Origin of the sequence: Ideonella azotifigens, assembly GCF_006519715.1 — a bacterium.
Classification (GTDB): Bacteria; Pseudomonadota; Gammaproteobacteria; order Burkholderiales; family Burkholderiaceae_C; genus Ideonella; species Ideonella azotifigens.
In genome coordinates this window covers 1-3600 of sequence record NZ_VIDT01000568.1, presented here as the reverse complement: position 1 = coordinate 3600, position 3600 = coordinate 1, and the positions used below count along the sequence as shown (strand labels likewise).

Annotated in this window: 4 protein-coding genes; all 4 read left to right on the top strand. The window is 70.2% G+C overall.

The features are described from left to right. The coding region (locus FKP22_RS24185; protein ID WP_141290220.1) for a response regulator at positions 1–1138 on the top strand (1138 nt) is incomplete at its 5' end. Beyond that, positions 1135–2067 (top strand): CheR family methyltransferase, encoded by a 933-nt coding sequence (locus FKP22_RS24180; RefSeq protein ID WP_141290219.1) that lies wholly within the window; start codon positions 1135–1137, stop codon positions 2065–2067. The genes FKP22_RS24185 and FKP22_RS24180, both read left to right, overlap by 4 nt. Before the next feature lie 16 nt (positions 2068–2083). Then, a complete protein-coding gene (locus FKP22_RS24175; RefSeq protein ID WP_141290218.1) occupies positions 2084–2689 on the top strand; it encodes a chemotaxis protein CheB in 606 nt (201 codons plus the stop codon). Then, the coding region (locus FKP22_RS24170) for an ATP-binding response regulator (protein WP_170201055.1) at positions 2689–3600 on the top strand (912 nt) is incomplete at its 3' end. The genes FKP22_RS24175 and FKP22_RS24170, both read left to right, overlap by 1 nt.

Below are 3600 nucleotides of genomic sequence, written 5' to 3'. Positions count from 1 at the left end.
CTTTGCCGCCACGCTGCGCACGCTGGTCGAGGAACTGGGCTTCGACTGCGTGGTGGCCAACACCGGCGAGCAGGCGCTGACGCTGGCGCGCGAGCTGCGGCCCAGCGGCGTGCTGCTGGACGTGGGGCTGCCTGATGTGTCCGGCCTGTCGGTGCTGGAGCGGCTCAAGCGCGACCCCGGCACCCGGCACATTCCGGTGCACGTGGTTTCGGGCCTGGAGCGCAGCCACGCGGCCATGACCATGGGCGCCATCGGCCACCTGGTGAAGCCGGCGCTGCGCGAGCACCTGGTCGAGGCCATCGAGCGGCTGCGGCACCGGCTGGACCATCCGTTGCGCCGGGTGCTGGTGGTGGAAGACGATGTGGCGCTGCGGCAGAACCTGCAACTGCTGCTGGCCGCGCCGCAGGTCGAGATCACGACCGTGGGCACGGTGGCCGACGCGCTGACCGCGCTGGGCGCGACCACCTTCGACTGCATGGTGACCGACCTGGCACTGCCCGACGGCAGCGGCTTCGACCTGCTGGAGCGCATGGCGCGCGGCGAGCGCGAAGGCTTTCCGCCGGTCATCGTCTACACCGGCCGGGCGCTGAGCCGCGACGAGGAAACGCTGCTGCGCCGCTATTCGCGCTCCATCATCGTCAAGGGCGCACGTTCGCCCGAGCGGCTGCTGGACGAGGTGACGCTGTTCCTGCACAGCGTGGAGGCGGCGCTGCCGGGCGAGCAGCAGCGCCTGCTGCAGGCCGCGCGCAGCCGCGACGCGGTGCTGGAAGGCCGGCAGATCCTGCTGGCCGAAGACGACGTGCGCAACATCTTCGCGCTCAGCAGCGTGCTGGAGCCGCTGGGCGTGCAGCTGCAGATCGCCCGCAACGGCCGCGAGGCGCTGGAACGGCTGGACCGCCAGCCGCCGGTGGACCTGGTGCTGATGGACATCATGATGCCGGAGATGGACGGGCTGGAGGCGATGCGGCGGATCCGCGCCCGGCCCGATGGCGCCGACCTGCCCATCATCGCGCTGACCGCCAAGGCCATGGCCGACGACCGCCAGCAGTGCCTGGAGGCCGGTGCCAACGACTACCTGGCCAAGCCGATCGACGTTGACCGGCTGGTTTCGCTGTGCCGCGTCTGGATGCCCAAATGACACGCCCGCGCCGCCCTGTTTCTTCGCCGGAGCTGCCGGCGGCTGCGGTGTCGGCCGCGGGCAGTGCCGACGCTGCGCAGCGCGAGCGCAGTGACGCCGTGGCCCAGGCGGATGCCTTGTTCGACATCGAGATCAAGCTGCTGCTCGAAGCCGTGTTCCTGCGCTACCAGCACGACTTTCGCCACTACGCACCCAGCTCGTTGCGGCGTCGCCTGCACCAGGCGCTGCAGGCCATGCGCTGCGAGCGGCTGTCGCAACTGCAGGACAGGGTGCTGCGCGAGCCGGATGCCTTCTCTCAGCTGCTGCAGTTCCTGACCATCCAGGTCAGCGAGATGTTCCGTGACCCGGCCTACTTCCGGGTGCTGCGCGAGGAGGTGGTGCCGGAGCTGCGCACCTATCCGTCGCTGAAGCTGTGGGTGGCCGGCTGCAGCCATGGCGAAGAGCTGTGGTCGCTGGCCATCCTGCTGCACGAGGAGGGGCTGCTGGAGCGCTGCATCCTCTACGCGACCGACATCAACCCGGTGGCCCTGCAGCGCGCCGAGGCCGGGATCTACCCGCGCGAGCGCATGCCGCTGTTCAGCCGCAACTACCTGGCGGCCGGCGGCAAGGCCTCGCTGAGCGACTACTGCACCGCCGCGTACGAGGGCGTGATGTTCGACCGGGCGCTGAAGCGCCAGGTGGTGTTCGCCGATCACAGCCTGTCGACCGACGCGGTGTTCTCCGAGGTGCACCTGGTGTCCTGCCGCAACGTGCTGATCTATTTCAACCGCGACCTGCAGGACCGCGCGGTCGGCCTGTTTCGCGAGGCGCTGGTGCGGCGCGGTTTCCTCGGGCTGGGCAGCCGCGAGTCGCTGCAGTTCGGCGCCCATGCGCACCTGTTCCAGCCGTTCCACCCGCAGCCGGACGTTCGGCTCTACCAACGCCTGTGAGCCAAGGAGCATGTCCATGAACTGGCCTGACCTGTCGCTCAAGGCGGTGGTGATCGGCGCCTCGGCCGGCGGCGTCGAAGCGCTGCTGGCGCTGACGGCAGCCTTGCCTGCCGATTTCCCGGCGCCGGTGCTGGTGGTGTTGCACCGGGCGCCTCAGCCGGAAGGCAAACTTTCACCCGCGGCGCTGCTGGCCAGGCGCTGCGCGCTGCCGGTCGAAGACGCATGGGCCGGCCAGCCGCTGAAGCCGGGCCGGGTGTTGCTGGCACCGGCCGACTACCACCTGCTGGTCGATCCGGGGCCGGATGGGCCGGTGGCTGCGCTGTCGGTCGACGATGCGGTGCTGTGGTCGCGACCGGCGATCGACCCGCTGTTCGAGAGCGCGGCGCACGAGTACGGTGCTGGCCTGCTGGCCATCGTGTTGACAGGCGCCAGTGCCGACGGTGCGGCCGGTGCTTTGGCTGTGCGCGCGCACGGCGGCCGGCTTTGGGTGCAGGATCCGGCCGAGGCCGTGGTCCCGACGATGCCGCGGGCCGCGCTGGACCTGGCCGGCGCAGACCAGGTGATGAGCCTGAAAATGATGTGTGATGCCCTGGGCCAGGCCCAGACGGGGGGAGAGAGATGATGGCTGCCAAACCTTTGAACATCCTGGTCGTCGACGACGTGCCGCAGAACCTGCTGGCGATGCGCGCGCTGCTCGCCGCAGACGACTGGCACGTGCTAACCGCCGACTCGGCCGATGCTGCGCTGGAGCTGCTGCTGCAGCACGACGTGGCGCTGGCGCTGCTGGACGTGCAGATGCCGGGCATGGACGGCTATGCGCTGGCCGAGCTGATGCGCGGGGCCGAACGCACCCGCCACGTGCCCATCATCTTCCTGACCGCGGGCTCGATGGAGGAGCAACGCAGCTTCCGCGGCTACGAGGCCGGCGCGGTGGACTTCCTCTACAAGCCCTTCGACGGCCGGGTGCTGCGCAGCAAGGTGGCGATCTTCGCCGACCTGCACCGCCAGAAGGCCACGCTGGCCGAGAACATGGCGGAACTGCAGCGGCTGACGCGGCTCAACTCGACCATGCTGTCGGCGCTGTCGCACGACATCCGCGCGCCGCTGGCCGCGCTGGCGCTGAATGCCGAGCTGCTGCTGCGCTCCGACAAGCCGGGCCCCGGTTCGGCTGGTGCCCGCATCAAGGCCGCGACCGCGATGCTGAGCCGGCAGGTCGACCACCTGGTGAACCTGGCCCAGCTGCCCAGCGCCGAGCTGCGCCCCAGCCCCGTCATGACGGACCTGGCCGCGCTGACGCAGGAGCGGCTGGAGACGGCCCAGGGCAATGGCTTGCTGAGCCAGCTGCCAGCCTTCGAAGTGCTGGGCGACACCCAGGGCCTGATGGACCGGGCGATGCTGCAGCAGGCGCTGGACCACCTGCTGCTGCAGGCCACGACCTATGCTGGCGAGTCCGGGCTGAAGATCGAGCTGGATGGCGACCAGCGGCGCTCGCTGCTGCTGCGCATCAGCTTTGCCGGCTTGCTCGGCGACGCG

Excerpts from the sequence above, each read along its gene's own strand:
- FKP22_RS24180 (WP_141290219.1), top strand. The coding sequence starts at position 1,135 with ATGACACGCCCGCGCCGCCCTGTTTCTTCGCCGGAGCTGCCGGCGGCT.
- FKP22_RS24175 (WP_141290218.1), top strand. The coding sequence starts at position 2,084 with ATGAACTGGCCTGACCTGTCGCTCAAGGCGGTGGTGATCGGCGCCTCG.